This is a genomic window from Massilia sp. ZL223 (assembly GCF_018119395.1).
In the GTDB taxonomy this organism is placed as follows: Bacteria; Pseudomonadota; Gammaproteobacteria; order Burkholderiales; family Burkholderiaceae_D; genus Telluria.
In genome coordinates this window covers 72,512-87,753 of sequence record NZ_JAGPWD010000008.1, presented here as the reverse complement: position 1 = coordinate 87,753, position 15,242 = coordinate 72,512, and the positions used below count along the sequence as shown (strand labels likewise).

Annotated in this window: 18 protein-coding genes; 8 read left to right on the top strand and 10 right to left on the bottom strand. The window is 66.1% G+C overall.

The genetic code is table 11. The features are described from left to right. Positions 1–137 precede the first annotated feature (137 nt). Positions 138–1,526, bottom strand: a complete 1,389-nt coding sequence (gene cls, locus KBW95_RS07915; protein ID WP_211527908.1) for a cardiolipin synthase — start codon at positions 1,524–1,526, stop codon at positions 138–140. Beyond that, a complete protein-coding gene (locus KBW95_RS07910) occupies positions 1,523–3,646 on the bottom strand; it encodes a site-specific recombinase (protein ID WP_211527907.1) in 2,124 nt (707 codons plus the stop codon). The genes cls and KBW95_RS07910 overlap by 4 nt, the downstream gene beginning before the upstream one ends. A gap of 162 nt (positions 3,647–3,808) precedes the next feature. Here KBW95_RS07910 and KBW95_RS07905 point away from each other — a divergent pair, with 162 nt between their 5' ends. Beyond that, complete coding sequence (locus tag KBW95_RS07905; protein WP_211527906.1) at positions 3,809–4,645, top strand: branched-chain amino acid aminotransferase; 837 nt, start codon at positions 3,809–3,811, stop codon at positions 4,643–4,645. Here KBW95_RS07905 and KBW95_RS07900 read toward each other — a convergent pair. From KBW95_RS07900 to KBW95_RS07880, 5 genes are all read right to left on the bottom strand, one after another. Further along, positions 4,618–5,226, bottom strand: a complete 609-nt coding sequence (locus tag KBW95_RS07900; protein WP_211525864.1) for an NUDIX domain-containing protein — start codon at positions 5,224–5,226, stop codon at positions 4,618–4,620. The genes KBW95_RS07905 and KBW95_RS07900 overlap by 28 nt on opposite strands. 173 nt (positions 5,227–5,399) lie before the next feature. Further along, positions 5,400–6,068, bottom strand: a complete 669-nt coding sequence (locus KBW95_RS07895; RefSeq protein WP_211525865.1) for an OmpA family protein — start codon at positions 6,066–6,068, stop codon at positions 5,400–5,402. A 107-nt stretch (positions 6,069–6,175) separates the two neighbouring features. Next, complete coding sequence (locus tag KBW95_RS07890) at positions 6,176–6,322, bottom strand: lmo0937 family membrane protein (protein WP_020652694.1); 147 nt, start codon at positions 6,320–6,322, stop codon at positions 6,176–6,178. Between the two features lie 90 nt (positions 6,323–6,412). Then, positions 6,413–6,637 carry a hypothetical protein gene (locus tag KBW95_RS07885; protein WP_211525866.1) on the bottom strand — a complete coding sequence of 75 codons (225 nt, stop codon included), beginning with the start codon at positions 6,635–6,637 and terminating at the stop codon, positions 6,413–6,415. A 192-nt stretch (positions 6,638–6,829) separates the two neighbouring features. Beyond that, complete coding sequence (locus KBW95_RS07880; RefSeq protein ID WP_211525867.1) at positions 6,830–7,597, bottom strand: glycine zipper 2TM domain-containing protein; 768 nt, start codon at positions 7,595–7,597, stop codon at positions 6,830–6,832. Between the two features lie 205 nt (positions 7,598–7,802). Between KBW95_RS07880 and KBW95_RS07875 the strand changes: the two genes are divergently transcribed. Further along, positions 7,803–8,531 carry a Crp/Fnr family transcriptional regulator gene (locus KBW95_RS07875; protein ID WP_211525868.1) on the top strand — a complete coding sequence of 243 codons (729 nt, stop codon included), beginning with the start codon at positions 7,803–7,805 and terminating at the stop codon, positions 8,529–8,531. Between the two features lie 105 nt (positions 8,532–8,636). On the opposite strand, the gene KBW95_RS07870 is transcribed toward KBW95_RS07875, so the two are convergent. From KBW95_RS07870 to KBW95_RS07860, 3 genes are all read right to left on the bottom strand, one after another. After that, positions 8,637–8,858 carry a glycine zipper 2TM domain-containing protein gene (locus KBW95_RS07870; RefSeq protein ID WP_211525869.1) on the bottom strand — a complete coding sequence of 74 codons (222 nt, stop codon included), beginning with the start codon at positions 8,856–8,858 and terminating at the stop codon, positions 8,637–8,639. 23 nt (positions 8,859–8,881) lie between these two features. Beyond that, a complete protein-coding gene (locus KBW95_RS07865) occupies positions 8,882–9,193 on the bottom strand; it encodes a BON domain-containing protein (RefSeq protein ID WP_229429611.1) in 312 nt (103 codons plus the stop codon). Positions 9,194–9,324: 131 nt separating this feature from the next. After that, the gene (locus KBW95_RS07860) at positions 9,325–11,403 is read right to left on the bottom strand and encodes an AsmA family protein (protein WP_211527905.1); all 2,079 of its coding nucleotides are present in this window, start codon (positions 11,401–11,403) and stop codon (positions 9,325–9,327) included. A gap of 193 nt (positions 11,404–11,596) precedes the next feature. Here KBW95_RS07860 and KBW95_RS07855 point away from each other — a divergent pair, with 193 nt between their 5' ends. The 6 genes from KBW95_RS07855 to KBW95_RS07830 all read left to right on the top strand — a co-directional run bounded on the left by KBW95_RS07855 (position 11,597) and on the right by KBW95_RS07830 (position 14,924). Beyond that, positions 11,597–12,061, top strand: coding sequence for a DUF4398 domain-containing protein (locus KBW95_RS07855; protein WP_211527904.1), 465 nt, complete (start codon positions 11,597–11,599; stop codon positions 12,059–12,061). Positions 12,062–12,125: 64 nt separating this feature from the next. Beyond that, complete coding sequence (locus KBW95_RS07850) at positions 12,126–13,079, top strand: OmpA family protein (protein WP_229429610.1); 954 nt, start codon at positions 12,126–12,128, stop codon at positions 13,077–13,079. An 89-nt stretch (positions 13,080–13,168) separates the two neighbouring features. Further along, positions 13,169–13,702: a bacterioferritin gene (locus KBW95_RS07845; RefSeq protein ID WP_211527903.1), complete on the top strand. Its 534-nt coding sequence runs from the start codon at positions 13,169–13,171 to the stop codon at positions 13,700–13,702. A gap of 130 nt (positions 13,703–13,832) precedes the next feature. Continuing rightward, positions 13,833–14,105, top strand: a complete 273-nt coding sequence (locus KBW95_RS07840; RefSeq protein WP_373888772.1) for a YqjD family protein — start codon at positions 13,833–13,835, stop codon at positions 14,103–14,105. A 39-nt stretch (positions 14,106–14,144) separates the two neighbouring features. Further along, positions 14,145–14,510, top strand: coding sequence for a phage holin family protein (locus KBW95_RS07835; protein WP_373888770.1), 366 nt, complete (start codon positions 14,145–14,147; stop codon positions 14,508–14,510). 24 nt (positions 14,511–14,534) lie between these two features. Beyond that, the gene (locus tag KBW95_RS07830; protein WP_211527902.1) at positions 14,535–14,924 is read left to right on the top strand and encodes a hypothetical protein; all 390 of its coding nucleotides are present in this window, start codon (positions 14,535–14,537) and stop codon (positions 14,922–14,924) included. The last annotated feature ends 318 nt before the right edge of the window (positions 14,925–15,242 follow it).

The following is a 15,242-nucleotide window of genomic DNA, read 5'->3' as shown; positions in this document are numbered from 1 at the left end:
GACCCCGGCCAAGGGGGCCGCCCAGGCCCGGGGCGACGGTTTTATGGCTAGCCACACTAACCGATCGGCCAGACGATCAGCTGACGAGTCGGCAAGTCGGCAAGTCGCCAGTCGTAATCAGTCAAGTCATACGGAACTTAGATCCAGTACTCGGTCAGCCGCGACAGCATCTCCCGAATGCGGTCCGTCCACGGCCGTCGCCGCCACTGCTCGAGGGTCACTTCCTTCGAGTCGCGCAGGTCTTCGTTGAACGCGCTTTCCATGTCGCGTCCGAAGGCCGGGTCGAGCACGACCACATTCACCTCGTAGTTATGAATAAAGCTGCGCCGGTCGATATTGGCCGAACCGATGGTCGACCACATGCTGTCGATGACGGCCGTCTTCGCGTGCAGCACCGCCACCTGCAGCTGGTAGATGCGCACGCCTCCCTTCAGCAGCTGGTCGTAGAAGGATTGGCCCGCGTACTTGATGAAGTCGTGGTCCGAGACGCCCGGCAGCACCAGCTTCACATCCGCTCCCCGCTTGGCGGCGCCGATCAGCGCGTCCACCGTCTGCTGGTCCGGCACGAAATAGGCCGAGGTGATGTGGACCGACTTCTTGGCCTCGTTGATCGCCAGCAGCAGCGCCTTGTAGATCTCGGAATCGCGCTCCGGCGTGGTGGCCAGCACGCGCACCACCTTGTCGCCCGCGGGCGCCAGGCGGGGGAAGTAATCCACCTGGGGCAGCTCGCCCGCCTCCTGGCTCACCCAGTTGTCGATAAAGGCATATTGCAGGGCAGCCACCGCCGGGCCTTCAATGCGGATGTGGGTATCGCGCCAGCCCACCTTGTTGGCGTCGGCGGTGCTGGCCTTCATGCGCGAGCGGAACAGCGAGCTGTTGGCATAGGTCTCGCTGATGTTGATGCCGCCCGTGAAGGCGACCTTGCCGTCGACCACCATGATCTTGCGGTGGTCGCGGTTGTTCAGCTGCCACTTGCCCGGACGCTGGGCCGGGTTCACCGGGTTGAAGATCAGGACATTGAGCCCGCCCGCCCGCAGGTGTTCGAAGAATTCCCTGGGCGTGGCCAGGGTGCCGACGCCGTCGGCGATGATGTTCACCACCACGCCCTGGCGCCGCTTCTCGATCAGGAGCTCGGCGAACTCCAGGCCCACCGGGTCGCGGTCGAAGATATAGGTTTCGAGGTTGATCGAGGTGGTGGCGGCGCGCGCCGCGTCCATCATGGCGCGGATCGTGGCCGGGCCGTCGAACAGCAGGTCGACCCTGTTGCCGGCGATGAGAGGCACGCCGGTGGCCTGTTCCTCGAGCACCGCCAGCTGCTTGAGGTCGGGCGTGGCGTTGGCCCAGCGGCGCGCCAGCAGGGCGGACGCTTTCTTTTTGTCGAGGGCCCCGCGCGGCGTGGCGACGGTCGGGGTCGCCTTGGCGGGCTGGTCGGGCAGGCGGTCGGCGTCGGGCAGGGTCTTGCACGAGGCGACCACGCACACGAAGGCGAGGAAGGCGGCCCATGCGCTGATGCGGTGCTTGTTCATTTCGTTCCCCTCAGGGTATGCGGGTCGGGCGGCGGCAAGGTCTGGAACTTGGGGCCGATGAAGAACTCGACCGGCGAATACGCGAAGCGCCGGCCGAGGGCGCGCAGCAGCAGGATGCCGCGCTTGAAACGGATCTTGCGGGCCCGCAGGGCCACCCACAGCGCCAGGCCGAAGCTCACCAGCAGGTTGGCGGCGCCAATCAGGAACACGCCCAGCGCGGCGTTGCCCAGCTGCGCAGGCGTCAGGTCGTAGTCCAGTCCTACCAGCGCGGTGGCGACGTTGGCGGTCGAGAAGGTGATGTGGCGGATGTCGAGCGGCAGGCCGAGCAGGTAGCCCACGGTGCCGGTGGTGCCGAGCAGGATGCCGAAGAAGAAGTTACCCATCAGGCCGCCGAGATTGTCCTCGACATACTGGGCGAAGCGCCCGAGGCGCTCGGTGCCCAGCACGCGTCGCAGTCCGCGCAGCTGGCGCACGCGCTGGCCCATGCGCGTGTACAGGGCCTTGTTGTCGTAGTAGCCCGAGATCAGGCCGGCCACGAACAGCCAGACCCCGGCGATCGCGGCATAGAACACGGCCGGGCTGTGGATCGGGTCGACGTCGGCCAACAGGTGGTGGGCCTTGTCCGGGCTCACCAGGTGGTGGCCGGTGAACCATACCCAGGCCTCGGCCAGCGCCCAGGCCACGGGGAAGGCGAGCAGCACGTTGCCCAGCACGGCCACCATCTGGGTGCGGAATACCTTGTTGACCAGCTCGGCCATGCGGTCGACGTCGACCCCGCGCCCGTTCTCGGCGCGGTGCAGCGAGGCGGCGATGCGCTGGGCGGTCATGGCCGGCTGCTTGGTGGCGATGGTGAAGCGCAGGATGTGCACCAGCACGAAGCCGAGCGAATAATTCATCGAGAACAGGAAGGCTTCGACCAGCGGGGCACTGCGCAGGGTGCCCAGCAGGATCTTGAACATGGCCATGAAGCCGACGATGAAGCCGGCTCCGCTCGCCGCCCAGAACATGTGGCGCAGTTCCCTGCGGCTTTCGGCGATGTAGTGCTCGCCGGTGCGGCTGGCGTTCTCGGTCACGTTGCGCGCCAGCAGGTCGACGTTGTCGCGCAGCAGGCCGCGGATGCGGTACTTGGTGTTGTGGGCCTCGATCAGTTCCTGGGCCAGGTCGACCGCCGCCAGGCGCCGGTCGCTCACCACGGGTTCGGCCGGGCGCGCTGCACTGGTCGCGAGGGCGTCCAGGTCCAGGGTCGGCGCGGACGGCAGTTCCCCGCTTACGTCCACCAGGTAGAGCAGCTTGTGCAGGCGCTCCAGGCTCTGGTGCAGGGCCACCAGCAGGTAGGTGAGGGCGACGCTGGTGCCGGACGAAAGGGCGCCGCGGCGGATCTTGGCCACCACCTCCTCGCACTGGTCGAGCATCACCAGCAGATGGCGCGCATCCTCGGGCTGTTCGATCTGGCCCTCGAGGTAGCGGCCGTACTCGTCGAGGTAGCGGTTGACCTCGATGTTCTGCATCAGGAAGGGCGAGTCGAAATCCTCGATCTCGCTGTAGCTGTGCACCAGGCGCGGCTCCAGGCCCAGCGCGCAGATGCGGCAGGACAGGGTGCGGATCGCATCCAGCAGGCCCATGATGGTGACCAGGCGCGCGCGGTCCGGACTCGCCGGTGCGCCGCCGCGCTCTTCGGGCGGGGGGGCGTCGGCGACCACGTCGAACAGCTCCAGCCAGTCGGCGGTGGGCACTTCGCGGATCCATTCGTAGTCGTCCTCGCGGTACAGCACCTGGTCCAGGGCGTCCGATAAATACAGGTCGTCGAGCGCGGGCGGCAGGAAACGGTAGGTGACGCGGCGCTTCAGTTCGGTGACGAAGCCGTCGTTCGAGAGGATCCCGATGTCGCTGTACAGGCTGGTATGGCGGCGGCGCTCGAGCAGGGTCGTGACGTAGCGGCGCAGCGCCCAGGCCTGCGCGGGATTACCCTTGAGCAGCTGGGTCAGGGTGCGCACGTTCTTCGCCGGATCGTCCGGCCGCTGCCACAGCCAGCGCTGGCGCGGACGCAGCTGGCAGACCAGCTGCACCAGCAGGTCGATATCGCCACTGTCCGGATCGATCTGTTCGAGAATAGCTAGCATGGAAAACAACATTGTCGGAAAGCCTCAGTGTACGCGAGGCAGGCGGTCGGCATGGTTCGGAAACGAACAGTAAGCCGACTGTACTGACGGATGCCATCCGACTGGACGCGAGAGCGCCGAAGCCGATACACTGGACTGATTTTGTTACCAATCGGGAAGAACATGTACCTGACTTACTTCAACGGCCAATGGGCCGAAGGCAACACTCCTCTGTACGGCGCGATGGACCACAGCCTGTGGCTGGGCTCCTCGGTCTTCGACGGCGCGCGCGCCATCCGCGGCAAGCTGCCGGACCTGCGTCCGCACCTGGAGCGCGTGATCGCCTCCAGCGAGAAGCTGGGCCTGCGCTGCCCGCTGAGCGTGGACGAGATGGAGAAACTGGTGCGTGAAGGCGTGGCCAAGTTCCCGGCGGACGCCGAGCTCTACATCCGCCCGCTGGTCTTCGGTTCCGAGGGCTTCCTGATCCCGGTGGCGGAAAAGAGCCAGTTCGCCCTGACCCTGTTCGACGCGCCGCTGCCGCCCTTCGCAGGTTTTTCGGCCTGCCTGTCGACCCTGCACCGTCCGCAGCCGACCATGGCGCCGACCGACGCCAAGGCCTCGGCCCTGTACGCCAACTCCACCCGCGCCATGCGCGAGGCCAAGGAGCGCGGCTTCGACCAGGCGATCATGCTGGACGCCGCCGGCGCCGTGGCGGAATTTGCGTCCTCCAACCTGTTCCTGGTTACCGAAGACGGCAAGGTCGTGACCCCGGCCCTGAACGGCACCTTCCTGGCGGGCATCACCCGTGCGCGCGTGATCGCGCTGCTGGCGCAGGAAGGCGTGCAGGTCGAAGAGCGCATCGTCAAGCCGGAAGAACTGGAAACGGCGCGCGAGATCTTCAGCACCGGCAATTATGGCAAGGTGACGCCGTGCACGCGCTACGAGAGCCGCTCGCTGGAAGCGGGTCCGGTGGCGCGCCGCGCCCGCGAACTCTACCTGGCGTTCACCGAGGCGTCCTGAGTTCCTCTCAGGTTCTCACGTAAGGCCTGCAGCAGGATGACGGTCTTGGCGTCGCAGATGCCGCCGTCCCGCACCTGCCGCAGGGCCTGGTCGACGTCCATTTCGAGGACTTCGATGTCCTCGCCTTCGTCTTCTTCTCCGCCGCCTTCCTCTTTCTTGTCGGCCTTGGTGTACTCGCCCAGGAAGTAGTGCACCTGCTCCGTCAATGAACTGGGGCTGGCGAACAGGGTCATCAGCTTGCGCAGCTTGCGCGCTTCGTAGCCGGTTTCCTCCATCAGCTCGGCGCGGATGCGGTCTTCGGGACTGGCGTCGTCGAGTATGCCGGCCGGCACTTCGATCATGAAGCCGTCGTGGCCCGCCAGTCGCGCGCCGGGGCGGAACTGGCGTGTCAGCAGCACGGTGCGGCGCTCCGGATCGTAGAGCAGCACGGCCACGCCCGAAGCGCTGGCATAGACTTCGCGCGTCTGGCGCTGCCAGCTGCCATTCTTGCGGCGCTGTTCGTAGGTGAGGTTCTTGAGCTGGAAGTAGTTGTTCGAGAGGATGTCTTCCTTGATGATGCGGATGGGGTCGTCGGTGGACATGCTGGCTCCTCGTAGATGTAGGTCGAGGATACCCGGAGGGGAGGGAGGCCCGCGCACCGCTTCGTCTTCCATCAGTCCGCAACCCCGGAACGACGGTTTTACAGCTAGCAGAAATAAAAAAGCTGCCGGCTTTCACCGGCAGCTTTCCCACATCACGATGCAACAGACGCTAATCAGCCCTGCGCACGCTCCGCCACATAGATCTCGACACGGCGATTGCGCGCACGTCCCGACGCATCGTTATTCGACGCGATCGGCTCGCGCTCGCCGCGGCCTTCGATGGTGATGCGGTTCGGGTTCACGCCGCGGGCCGACAGGTAGTCGCGGGTGCGCGCCGCGCGGTCGACCGACAGCGGCTGGTTGATGTCCGGGGTGCCGGTGCTGTCGGTGTGGCCGATGATGGTCACGGTGGTCGCCGGATTTTCCTGCAGGGTCTGGGCGAAGCGCTCCAGCACCGGCTGGAAGTTGGACTTGATGTCCGAACGGCCGGTGTCGAACGAGACGTCGCTCGGGATTTCCAGCTTCAGGCGGTTGTCCTGGGTCTGGGTAACCTGCACGCCGGTGCCGCGGGTCGCCTGTTCCATCTGCTGCTTCTGCGCTTCCATGCGCTTGGACCAGATGTTGCCGATCACTGCGCCGGCTGCGCCGCCGATCACCGCGCCGCGGGTCGCACGGCCGCTGCCGCCGCCGCTGGTGGTGCCGCCGATGATGGCGCCCAGGCCCGCGCCGATGCCGGCGCCGGTGGCGGTGCCACGCTGGGTGGCGCTCATGTCGGCGCAGCCGCTGGCGGTCAGGGCCACGAGGGCGGCGGCGACTGCCGATTTGGTCAGTTTGCTATGCATAGAAATCTCCTCAAAATAAAATCCGTTTCGGAGTCGCGCCCGTTCCAGGCACGACCGCGAAACGGATTGGTCCTACAAAAACAGTGCATCACTACGTGATGCACTCACTATATGCCGCGCCCGCTGATCAGTCGCACCAGAATCATGATCACGGCCACAACCAGCAGAATGTGGATGAAGCCGCCGATGGTGTACGACGTCACCAGGCCAAGCAGCCACAGGACGATGAGGATAACGGCGATGGTGTAGAGCATAATGGCCTCCTTGACAGAGTGTTTCGCGCTGATTGCGCTGTGATTCCAGTATGCTTTTCGCCGTACTCGAGCACCGTACGATGGCGTACATTAAACGCAACTTTTCTCCGTGCGCAAGCCGGGGATCCATCCCATCAGCCCCATCAGCCCAGTCACGCCGATCAGGCAGGTCAGCATGCCGCCCGCCACCAGGAACACCACATCCTGCGGCTGCAGCGAACCGCTGGCTGCCGAAGGCGGTTCGGCCGAGAACAGGCCAAAGCCGGTGAGTACCACTCCCCAGATGATGATGCCGATCCATGCGAGACTGTTCATATGGCTTCCCCTTCGATGGTTTAGTTTCCACACCGCCACTTTGTTTCAGCGTGGATCCATTTTCGGGGTAGCTCATCCATTCTTCCGTGCGCTGCCGCACATTGTCATTTAGAAAGTTTTGGCCGGCATCCTCGCGGAAAACCGGCCATGTGCTAGCCATGCGGCTTGGGTGTATATCGTGGGCGCGGCGGCTCAGGCCACCGAACGCAGGCGGCCCTTGACGATGCGCACGCGGTCGCCCGAGCGCCATTGCGGCGGGCTGCTCTGGCGGAAGGTGCGCAGGGTGCCGTCGTCCAGGCGTACCCGGATTTCATAGCTGGTGGTGGCCTTCATATTGCCTTCGACCTGGTTGCCGACCACGGCGCCGCCCACTGCGCCGGCCACGGTCGCGATCTTGCGTCCGCTGCCGTCGCCGATCTGGTTGCCCAGCAGGCCGCCCAGCACGGCGCCGCCGGCCGCGCCCAGGCCGCTGCCTTCGGCGCGCTGCTTGATGGTGCGGACCGATTCGACGTTGCCGCAGTTCGAGCACCAGTTGCGGCCGTTGTCGGCGGCGGCCACCTGGGTGGCTTTCTTGTGGACCGTCTTGCTCGCCGGTTCAGGATCGTCCCTCACAACGACCGGCTGGGGCTGCTGCACATACGCCTGCGGGGCCGGCTGGGCCGGGTAGACCACGCCCGGCTGTGCCTGCGGCGCATAGCCCTGGACCATGCCGGCCTGCTGTGCAGGAGCCATCGGCACCACGCCAGGGGCCGGTTGCGGCGCGCCCTGCGGCAGCGTGGCGGCCAGGGCCGCGCGGTCGGCTTCGCTCAGCTGGCGGTTGGCGTTGCCGCCGATGGAAGAGGGGATCCAGCCCATGATCGCCGCGGTGCCTACCATGCAGAACAGCAGGACGGCGAGCGCGGCCAGGATCATCAAAGGGTGGAGGCGGCCTTTCACAGGCGAGTTCGGTATGTTGTTCATGTCTTGTCCTTTCCGTTGATCCATGAGGCGGCGCCGGCGCGGCGCAGCTTGCCCATTCGAGCAAACATTGTCGCTAGGAACGAACTGCGCTTCCGTGCGTCACCGTACATACTCGCTCGGGACGCGCCGTTACGCTGGCCTAAATTGTTTGCAAATGTATCCGACACGTCGCCAGGCAGCCATGAAATCCCATCACGAGGACACGATGAATTTTGCTGTGCCCCCGCAGCTCGCCGGGCACCACAGCAACCTGTTGCTGGCGGCCTTGCCGCCGCAGGATCTGGCGCAACTCCTGCCCTCGCTCGACCCGGTGAGGGTCGAGGTCGGCGAGGTGCTGTGTGAAGCGGGCGACCCGATTCAGTACATCTATTTCCCGCACGATTGCCTGATCTCCCTGCTGGGCGTGGCCGAGGGGCGCATGACCCTGGAAGTAGGCCAGGTCGGGCGCGAAGGCATGCTCGGCGCTACCGTGGCGCTAGGGCACGACACCACCCAGGTGCGCGCGATCGTGCAGCGCGCGGGCAGCGCCAGCCGCATGGACAGCGCCCGTTTCCACGAGGAAGTGGCGCGCAATCCGGCGCTGCAGCGGGTGCTCTACCGCTACACCGACCAGCTGCTGGCGCAGGCGATCCAGATCGCCGTGTGCAGCCGTTTCCACGTGCTGGAAGCGCGCCTGGCGCGTTCCCTGCTGGTCACGCGCGACCGCCTGCAGTCGAGCAAGTTCCACCTGACGCACGAGTTCCTGGCCCACGCGCTCGGGGTGCGGCGCGTCGGCGTGACCAAGGCGGCCAGCGCCCTGCAGCAGCAGGGACTGATCAACTACAGCCGCGGCAACATCGAGATCCTCGATCCGGAAGGACTGGCGGCGGCGTCCTGCACCTGCTACGAGATCGTCAAGGAAGCGGGCGCGCTGCCGGTGCACAGTTTCATGTAGCGGACAGCAATGTGGTCAGTTCGTCATTAACATTCGCTTACAAAAAAGACAAACGCCCGGGCAAGCCGGGCGTTTGTCTGTCGGTGTCGGTGCTGCTTGTCGTGCTTAGTTGGTCTTCTTGACCTGGTTGCCGATCACGCCGCCCACTGCTGCGCCGCCGACGGTGCCTGCAGCGCTGCCGCCGGTCAGTGCGCCGCCGATGACCGCGCCGGCGCCGGCGCCGATGGCGGTGTTCTTGTCCTGCTGCGACATGCCCGAGCAGCCAACCAGGCCCACGGCAGCGGTAGCCAGCGATGCGGTAACGATGAGTTGTTTGATGGTTTTCATGGTGGATCTCCTATCGGTGGGTTCTATTTCAGACGCAGGTCATTCCTGACCGACTTCACGCCTTTTACGGTACGGGCAACCGTCGCAGCAGTCGCCACGCTCTCCGCCGAGCTGACGAATCCGCTCAGCTGGACGACGCCTTGATAGGTCTCGACATTGATTTCGGAGGCCTTCAGTTCCGGATCCCCCACCAGCGCCGCCTTCACCCCTGCCGTGATCGCCGCGTCGTCGACGATCTCGGCGACGCCGCGTCCCGGCGCGGTGGAAGCGCACCCGGCCAGGCTTCCCAGGACCAGGCAGGCCAGCAGGGCAGTGGTGGAGCCGAGGTGCTGCATGCTGCGGTTTCCGTTCATTCCAGCTTTCAATGTTCGATGACTTGACGCCAGCATATTCCTGCGCACGATTCTGATCTGTTCGGCAACACACCGATGCGGCACAGTTCGCTAGTCGGTGCGCGCCATCCTCCTTAGCGACGCTGGACCTTGCCCGGCGGCGGAGCGGTCGGCTTCTCCTTGGCCTGGGCCACCAGGCGGGCGCAATCGCTGTCCTCGCCCGGGCCGGCGTTAATCAGGGGCAGCAGGGCCGCCACCGGCGCCGCCGCCGCGGCCAGCGCTGCCGCGCCGCCGGCTTTCAGGGCCAGCACCTTCTTGTCGATCGACACGTCCGGCTTCTTGAACGGGCCGCGCACGTAGAGCGGGGCGCGAAGCGAGAAGATGCGCAGGGCCTTGGTCTGCGGGTTGACGCGCAGGTCGAGCTGCTCGCCGGCCAGGTTGATGGCGCCGTCCACCGTGATCAGGGCTTCCTCGGTATCGATCACGAAACTGCGGGTCTTGGCGATGCCGCTGGTGACGGCGAAGTCGGCCGCCACGCAATTGAGCTGGACCTGCTTGTCGCCAAACAGCTTGGTGAGGATGATGTTGCCGACGTTCAGGCCAGCCATTTCCAGCAGCATCTTGCTCACCGTTCCACGATCGACCAGGGCCTTCAGCTCGCCGTTCGAGCCGGCCAGCAAGCTGGCCACCGAATTACCGACCGCAGACAGCTGGGCGTCGCCATTGATCTGGCCCACCGTCGCCTGCTGGATCTGCTCGACCTGGGGGAACAGCTGCTTGATCTGGATCTTGCGCGCCGCGACCTTGGCGGTGGCCTTGATCGCGTTCTTGCCTTCGCGGCCGCGGCCGTCCAGGCGGATGTTGGAGCGCACCGTGCCGCCCGCCATGCCGAACTCGAGCGGCTCCAGGCTCAGCACCGCGTTCTGCATCTTGAGGTGGGTCGAGAGCTTGCTGATCGGCAGGGCCTTGTCGCGGATGACGCGGTCGGCGGCGAAGCGCACGTCGGCGTCGAGCACGTTCCAGCGCTCGGTCTTGAATTCCTCGACCGGCAGCACCTTGCCCTCGGGCTGCAGGGTCTCGGCATTGCGCTCCTGCTTGGCCTTGTTGGAGTCGGCGCCGATCAGCGGGGCCAGGTCGGCGAACACCAGCTGTTTCGAACGCACGTTGCCCGACAGCTTGGGGCGCTCGCCGCCGGTGACGTATTCGAGCCGGCCGCCGATGTCGCTCGAGCCCACCTTGCCCTTGAAGTCCTCATACACCCAGCGCTTGCTGTCTTCGCTGAGCGTGCCGGTCAGGTGCCCCGAGGTCGAGAACGGGCCGGTGGTCGGCAGCAGCACCTTGGTGAAGTAGTACAGCTGGTCCATGCTGGGACCCGCCAGGTCGAGCTTGAGGTCGAGCGCCGCCAGCCTGGCCGGGCGCGTCACCGTGCCTTCGACGGCGATGCGCGTCTTGCCGGAGCGCATATCGGCCTGGATGGGGTAGGGCGTGCTCTGCTGCTTGAGCGAGAGCACCGCGCCGGCCTTGCCGCCGCCTTTCACGGGCGCGCCGTTGTAGGTGCCGCTCAGGGTCCAGCCGACGCCGTATTTCGGATCCTTGTCGAGGGTGCGCACCTGGGCCGTGACATCGGCCTTGGTGACCGCGTCCTTGATGTGCACGACGCCGTCGGTCAGCACCACGCGCTCGAGGTCGAGCTTCCAGCGCGATTTCTCCTGGTTGCGCTTGAAGGTCCAGTTGTTGTGGGTTTCGTCGGTGCGCAGCAGGTCCACGCGCGGCGAGTCGAAGCGCAGCAGCGGAATGTGGATGGTCTTGTCCAGCAGCGCGAATGGATTGAGCGAGAACGAGAACTGGCGTACGCTGGCCATGTCGCGCACCGGCAGGTTCGCCGGATTGCCCACGTACACATCGTCGGCGTAGAGGTAGGGCCAGGGGATGTGGTCGCGCCAGGTGCGCTCGGCCGGGGCCATGTTCCTGGCCGGACGTTCCCATTCGACCTCGAGGTCGCCGCGGATGGCGAAGGGACGGTCGATCGCATCGCTGACCCGGGTGTTGATCCAGGGCCGCGCGCGGTTCCAGTCGAAGGTGAGGATGAAGATAATGGCCAGCACGGGCAGCGCGATGACGATGCCCAGGATGGTCAAGAGGATCTTTTTCTTGCTTTTGTGCTTGCGGCCGGCCTCGGAGTTCGTGGCCGCCGGCGTCGGCATGTCGGCCATGGCGGTCCTTCCTGTCAGGGATTGTTGGGCCGAGCGTAGCGCAAGCCGAAGCGTATTGATGTGCGGTGCCGCACCCATCGCGGAAGGCCCCCGCCGCAGGGCCTTCGCTGGGGCAATGTGCGCCAGCGAACCGAGCGATTCCGATAACAGGTTTATAACCTTGTCTAAATCATCTTCACCCCAGGAGACTGTGATGGACAAGACTCATCCGATGCAACATCTGGCCCGTCTCGGCTGCCTGTGCGCCGTCCTGGCGCTCACCGCTTGCGCCAGCGAACAGAAGGCGCCCGCGACCGCCGACGTGGCGGTGTCGCGCAACGCCGTCGAAAACGCCGTCGCCGCCGGCGCCGCCGAACTGGCTCCCGAGGAAGTCTCGGCTGCGCGTTCGAAGATGCTGCGCGCCAACCAGGCGCTGGCGGCCAAGGACTACAAGCTGGCGCGCGAACTCGCGATCCAGGCCCAGGCCGACGCCAAGCTGGCCCAGAGCAAGGCCCGCTCGGCCAAGGCCAACGCCACCGCCAACCAGCTGAACGAAGACTTGCGCGTGCTGCGCGAGGAAGTCGACCGCGCCAATGCCGGCAGCACCCAGATGGGCAGCAGCCAGACCGGCACGACCCAGCAGCCGCAGCCGACCCCGCAACCGCAGCAACAGCAGTAAGCGTCCAGCCGCGAGCGCCCGGCCACGCGAGGCCGGCGCACCGGCCACCCATGCGTCCGCGCCCATGGCGCCCGAACAAGAAGAGGACCAGACCATGAACAACCGCAAGCCCGTGATCTCGATGCTGGCCGCCGCCGTCCTGGCGGTTGCCTGCGCGAGCGCCCCCGTGACCACCCCGACCCTCGACCAGGCGCGCGCCGATTTCGTCGCCGCCAACAACAATCCGCAGATTTCGTCCTACGCGCCGCTCGAGTTCAAGCAGGCCAGCGACGCCCTCGACCAGGCCAACGCCGCCGCCGCGCGCCGCGAGAGCCTGAACGACATCGACCGCCTGGCCTACCTGGCCAAGCAGAAGATCGCCACCGCCCAGGAAGTCGCCAAGGCCAAGGCCGCCGAGGCCGATATCGCCAACGCCGGGCGCGAACGCGATGCCGTGCGCCTGGAAGCCCGCACCGCCGAGGCCGAGCGCGCCAGGCGCGAAGCCGAGGCCGCCCAGGCCCAGGCCGCGGCGGCCCAGCAGCAGGCGGCGGCCGCCCAGGCCCAGGCCCAGGCCGCCCAGCAGCAGAACGCGGCGCTGGCCCAGCGCGCGGCCCAGCTCGAAGCCCTGCTGGTGGAGCTGCATGCCGTCAAGACCGAGCGCGGCTATGTGGTGACGATCGGCGACGTGCTGTTCGGCACCGACAAGTCCAGCCTGACGCCGAACGGCATGTCGACCCTGCGCAAGCTGGCCGACGTGATGGCGCAGAACCCGAACCGTAGCGTGCTGGTCGAAGGGTTTACCGACAGTGTCGGCAGCGAGACCTACAACCTGGAACTGGCGCAGCGCCGCGCCAACGCCGTGGCCACCGCCCTCGGCCAGCTGGGCGTGCCGCGCGAGCGGATCGCGATGCGCGCCTATGGCGAAGCCTTCCCGGTGGCGCCGAACGACACCGCCGGCAATCGCCAGCTGAATCGCCGGGTGGAGATCGTGCTGTCGAACGAGGGCGCGCAGATTCCGCCGCGCGCGGCAGGGCGCTGAGACGGCCGCCCGGCACCGCCCGGGCATGAATGGCACGCTTTCGCCGCCGGCTTTTACCCTACGTTTTTACCGTAATGTAAGGATTCACTATGGAACAGAAGACCAAGTTAGCGCACGGCTTCGACATCGGCGCGATCCGCCGCGCCGCGGCCAACCTCGACGACGGCGCCGTCACCGAGGGCTACCAGGCCGACCGCGAAGCGGTCATCGCGATGCTCAACGACGCGCTGGCCACCGAGCTGCTGTGCGTGCTGCGCTACAAGCGCCACTACTACACGGTGAGCGGCCCCAACACCGGCCACATCAAGGCCGAGTTCCTCGAGCACGCCCAGCAGGAGCAGGACCATGCCGACCGCATCGCCGAGCGCATCGTCCAGCTGAACGGCTCGCCGAACTTCAACCCGGCCACGCTGACCTCGCGCAGCCACGCCGAGTACGACGAATCCGAGGACGTGCAGGCCATGATCCGCGCCGACCTGATCGCCGAGCGGGTGGCGATCGAGTCCTACCGCCAGATGATCGCCACCATCGGCGACAAGGACCCGACCACGGTCAAGATGCTCACCGACATCATGGCGGTCGAGGAGGAGCACGCCGACGACATGCGCGACCTGCTGTCCTGAAGCGGGCCGGCCAACCATCAACACCTATCACAACGACACAAAGGAGTAGATCATGCACCACACACACCGCTCTTCCAGCAACGACAGCCTGCATCCGATCAGCGGCGCCACCTACGCCACCCAGTCCGACATGAAGGCCCTGGTGCGCGATGCGCAGTCGATGCTGACGGCGGCGGCCAACCTGACCGGCGAGAAGGCCGACGAGCTGCGCCACCGCGGCATGGAAATGCTGGACCGCGCGCTCGGCAAGGCCAGCACCATGCAGGGCCAGGCCGTGGAGCGCAGCAAGGAACTGGCGCACGAGGCCGATGTCTACGTGAAGGACAACCCATGGCGCACCATGGCCGTCGCGGCCGGCGTCGGCATCCTGCTCGGTGTGCTGCTTAGCCGCAATTCCAAATAATCTGCGCCGGGGGCTGCCGTGGAAAAAAACGATACCGTAGTGCACAACCCCGGCCTCATGGGCGGGATCTCCAGCCTGGGCAAGAGCATCTTCGGCCTGCTCGTCTCGCGTGTGGAACTGGCCGCGCTCGAGCTGTCCGAAGTGCGCAACCACGTGATCGAGCTGGTGGCGATCTTCGCCGTCGCCGTGCTCTCGATCTGGTTCGCCGTCGCCTACGGCACGGCCATGGTGGTGGCGCTGGCCTGGGATGCCATGGGCTGGAAGATCCTGTTGATTATGTTCGTCATTTTTCTTCTCGTCACTGCGGTGCTGGTGGCGAAGGGACTGTCCATGCTGAAGCAAAACAAGCTGGCTCTCCCTGCGACCATGAAGGAACTGAAGAACGACCGCGACATGCTGCTCTAAGCGGCGACACGATGGGGAGGAATCATGCACAATCATGACGGAACGACTGGTTTGGCGGGTCACAAGCATAGCCTGGACCCGGTAGCCCGCAAGCAGGAGCTGCTGCGCGAAGGGGAATTCTTCCGGGCCGGCGTGGCGCATGCGAAGGCGCACATCCGGCACGCGGCACGGCCTGAGGTGATGCTGCATTCGGCGATCGACCACGCCACCTGGGCCCTGCGTGCACGCGCCGACGCGCTGCTCAAGCCGACGGGCACCAATGTGTCGGTGTTGATGCCGTACGCGCTGGCCGTGGTGAATTTCGTCCGCCAGCGCCGGCTGGGCAAGCCGGCGGCGGGCGCGGTGCTGGCAGTGGGGGCGCTGGGCTGGTATCTGAATCGCAGGAAGGCGCAGCAACAGCAACTGGCGCACTAGCCGGCACTGGGCTGCACGACAAGAAGCACAAGAAGCCTGTCACGAATATGGTGGGGCTTGAGCGGCGTCTCAATCGGGGATTGGACGCCGTCTTTTTTTGTGCAGCATGGATGGCGGCCAATGCGCGCGCCGACTGTCAACAAGGAACGGAGGAGCAGGGTTGGCGGCTTCGCCGCCGACGCGTTCAAACTGCGTCGAGAATCGGCCGATGAGAGAGACGTTGAGCATCACTGCGTCGGCGGCGTAGCCGCCAACCCTAGGTGTCCAGGCGAACATGGTGGCGTTGGATCGGGGGAGAGAGAAGAGGGGACGCGCTCG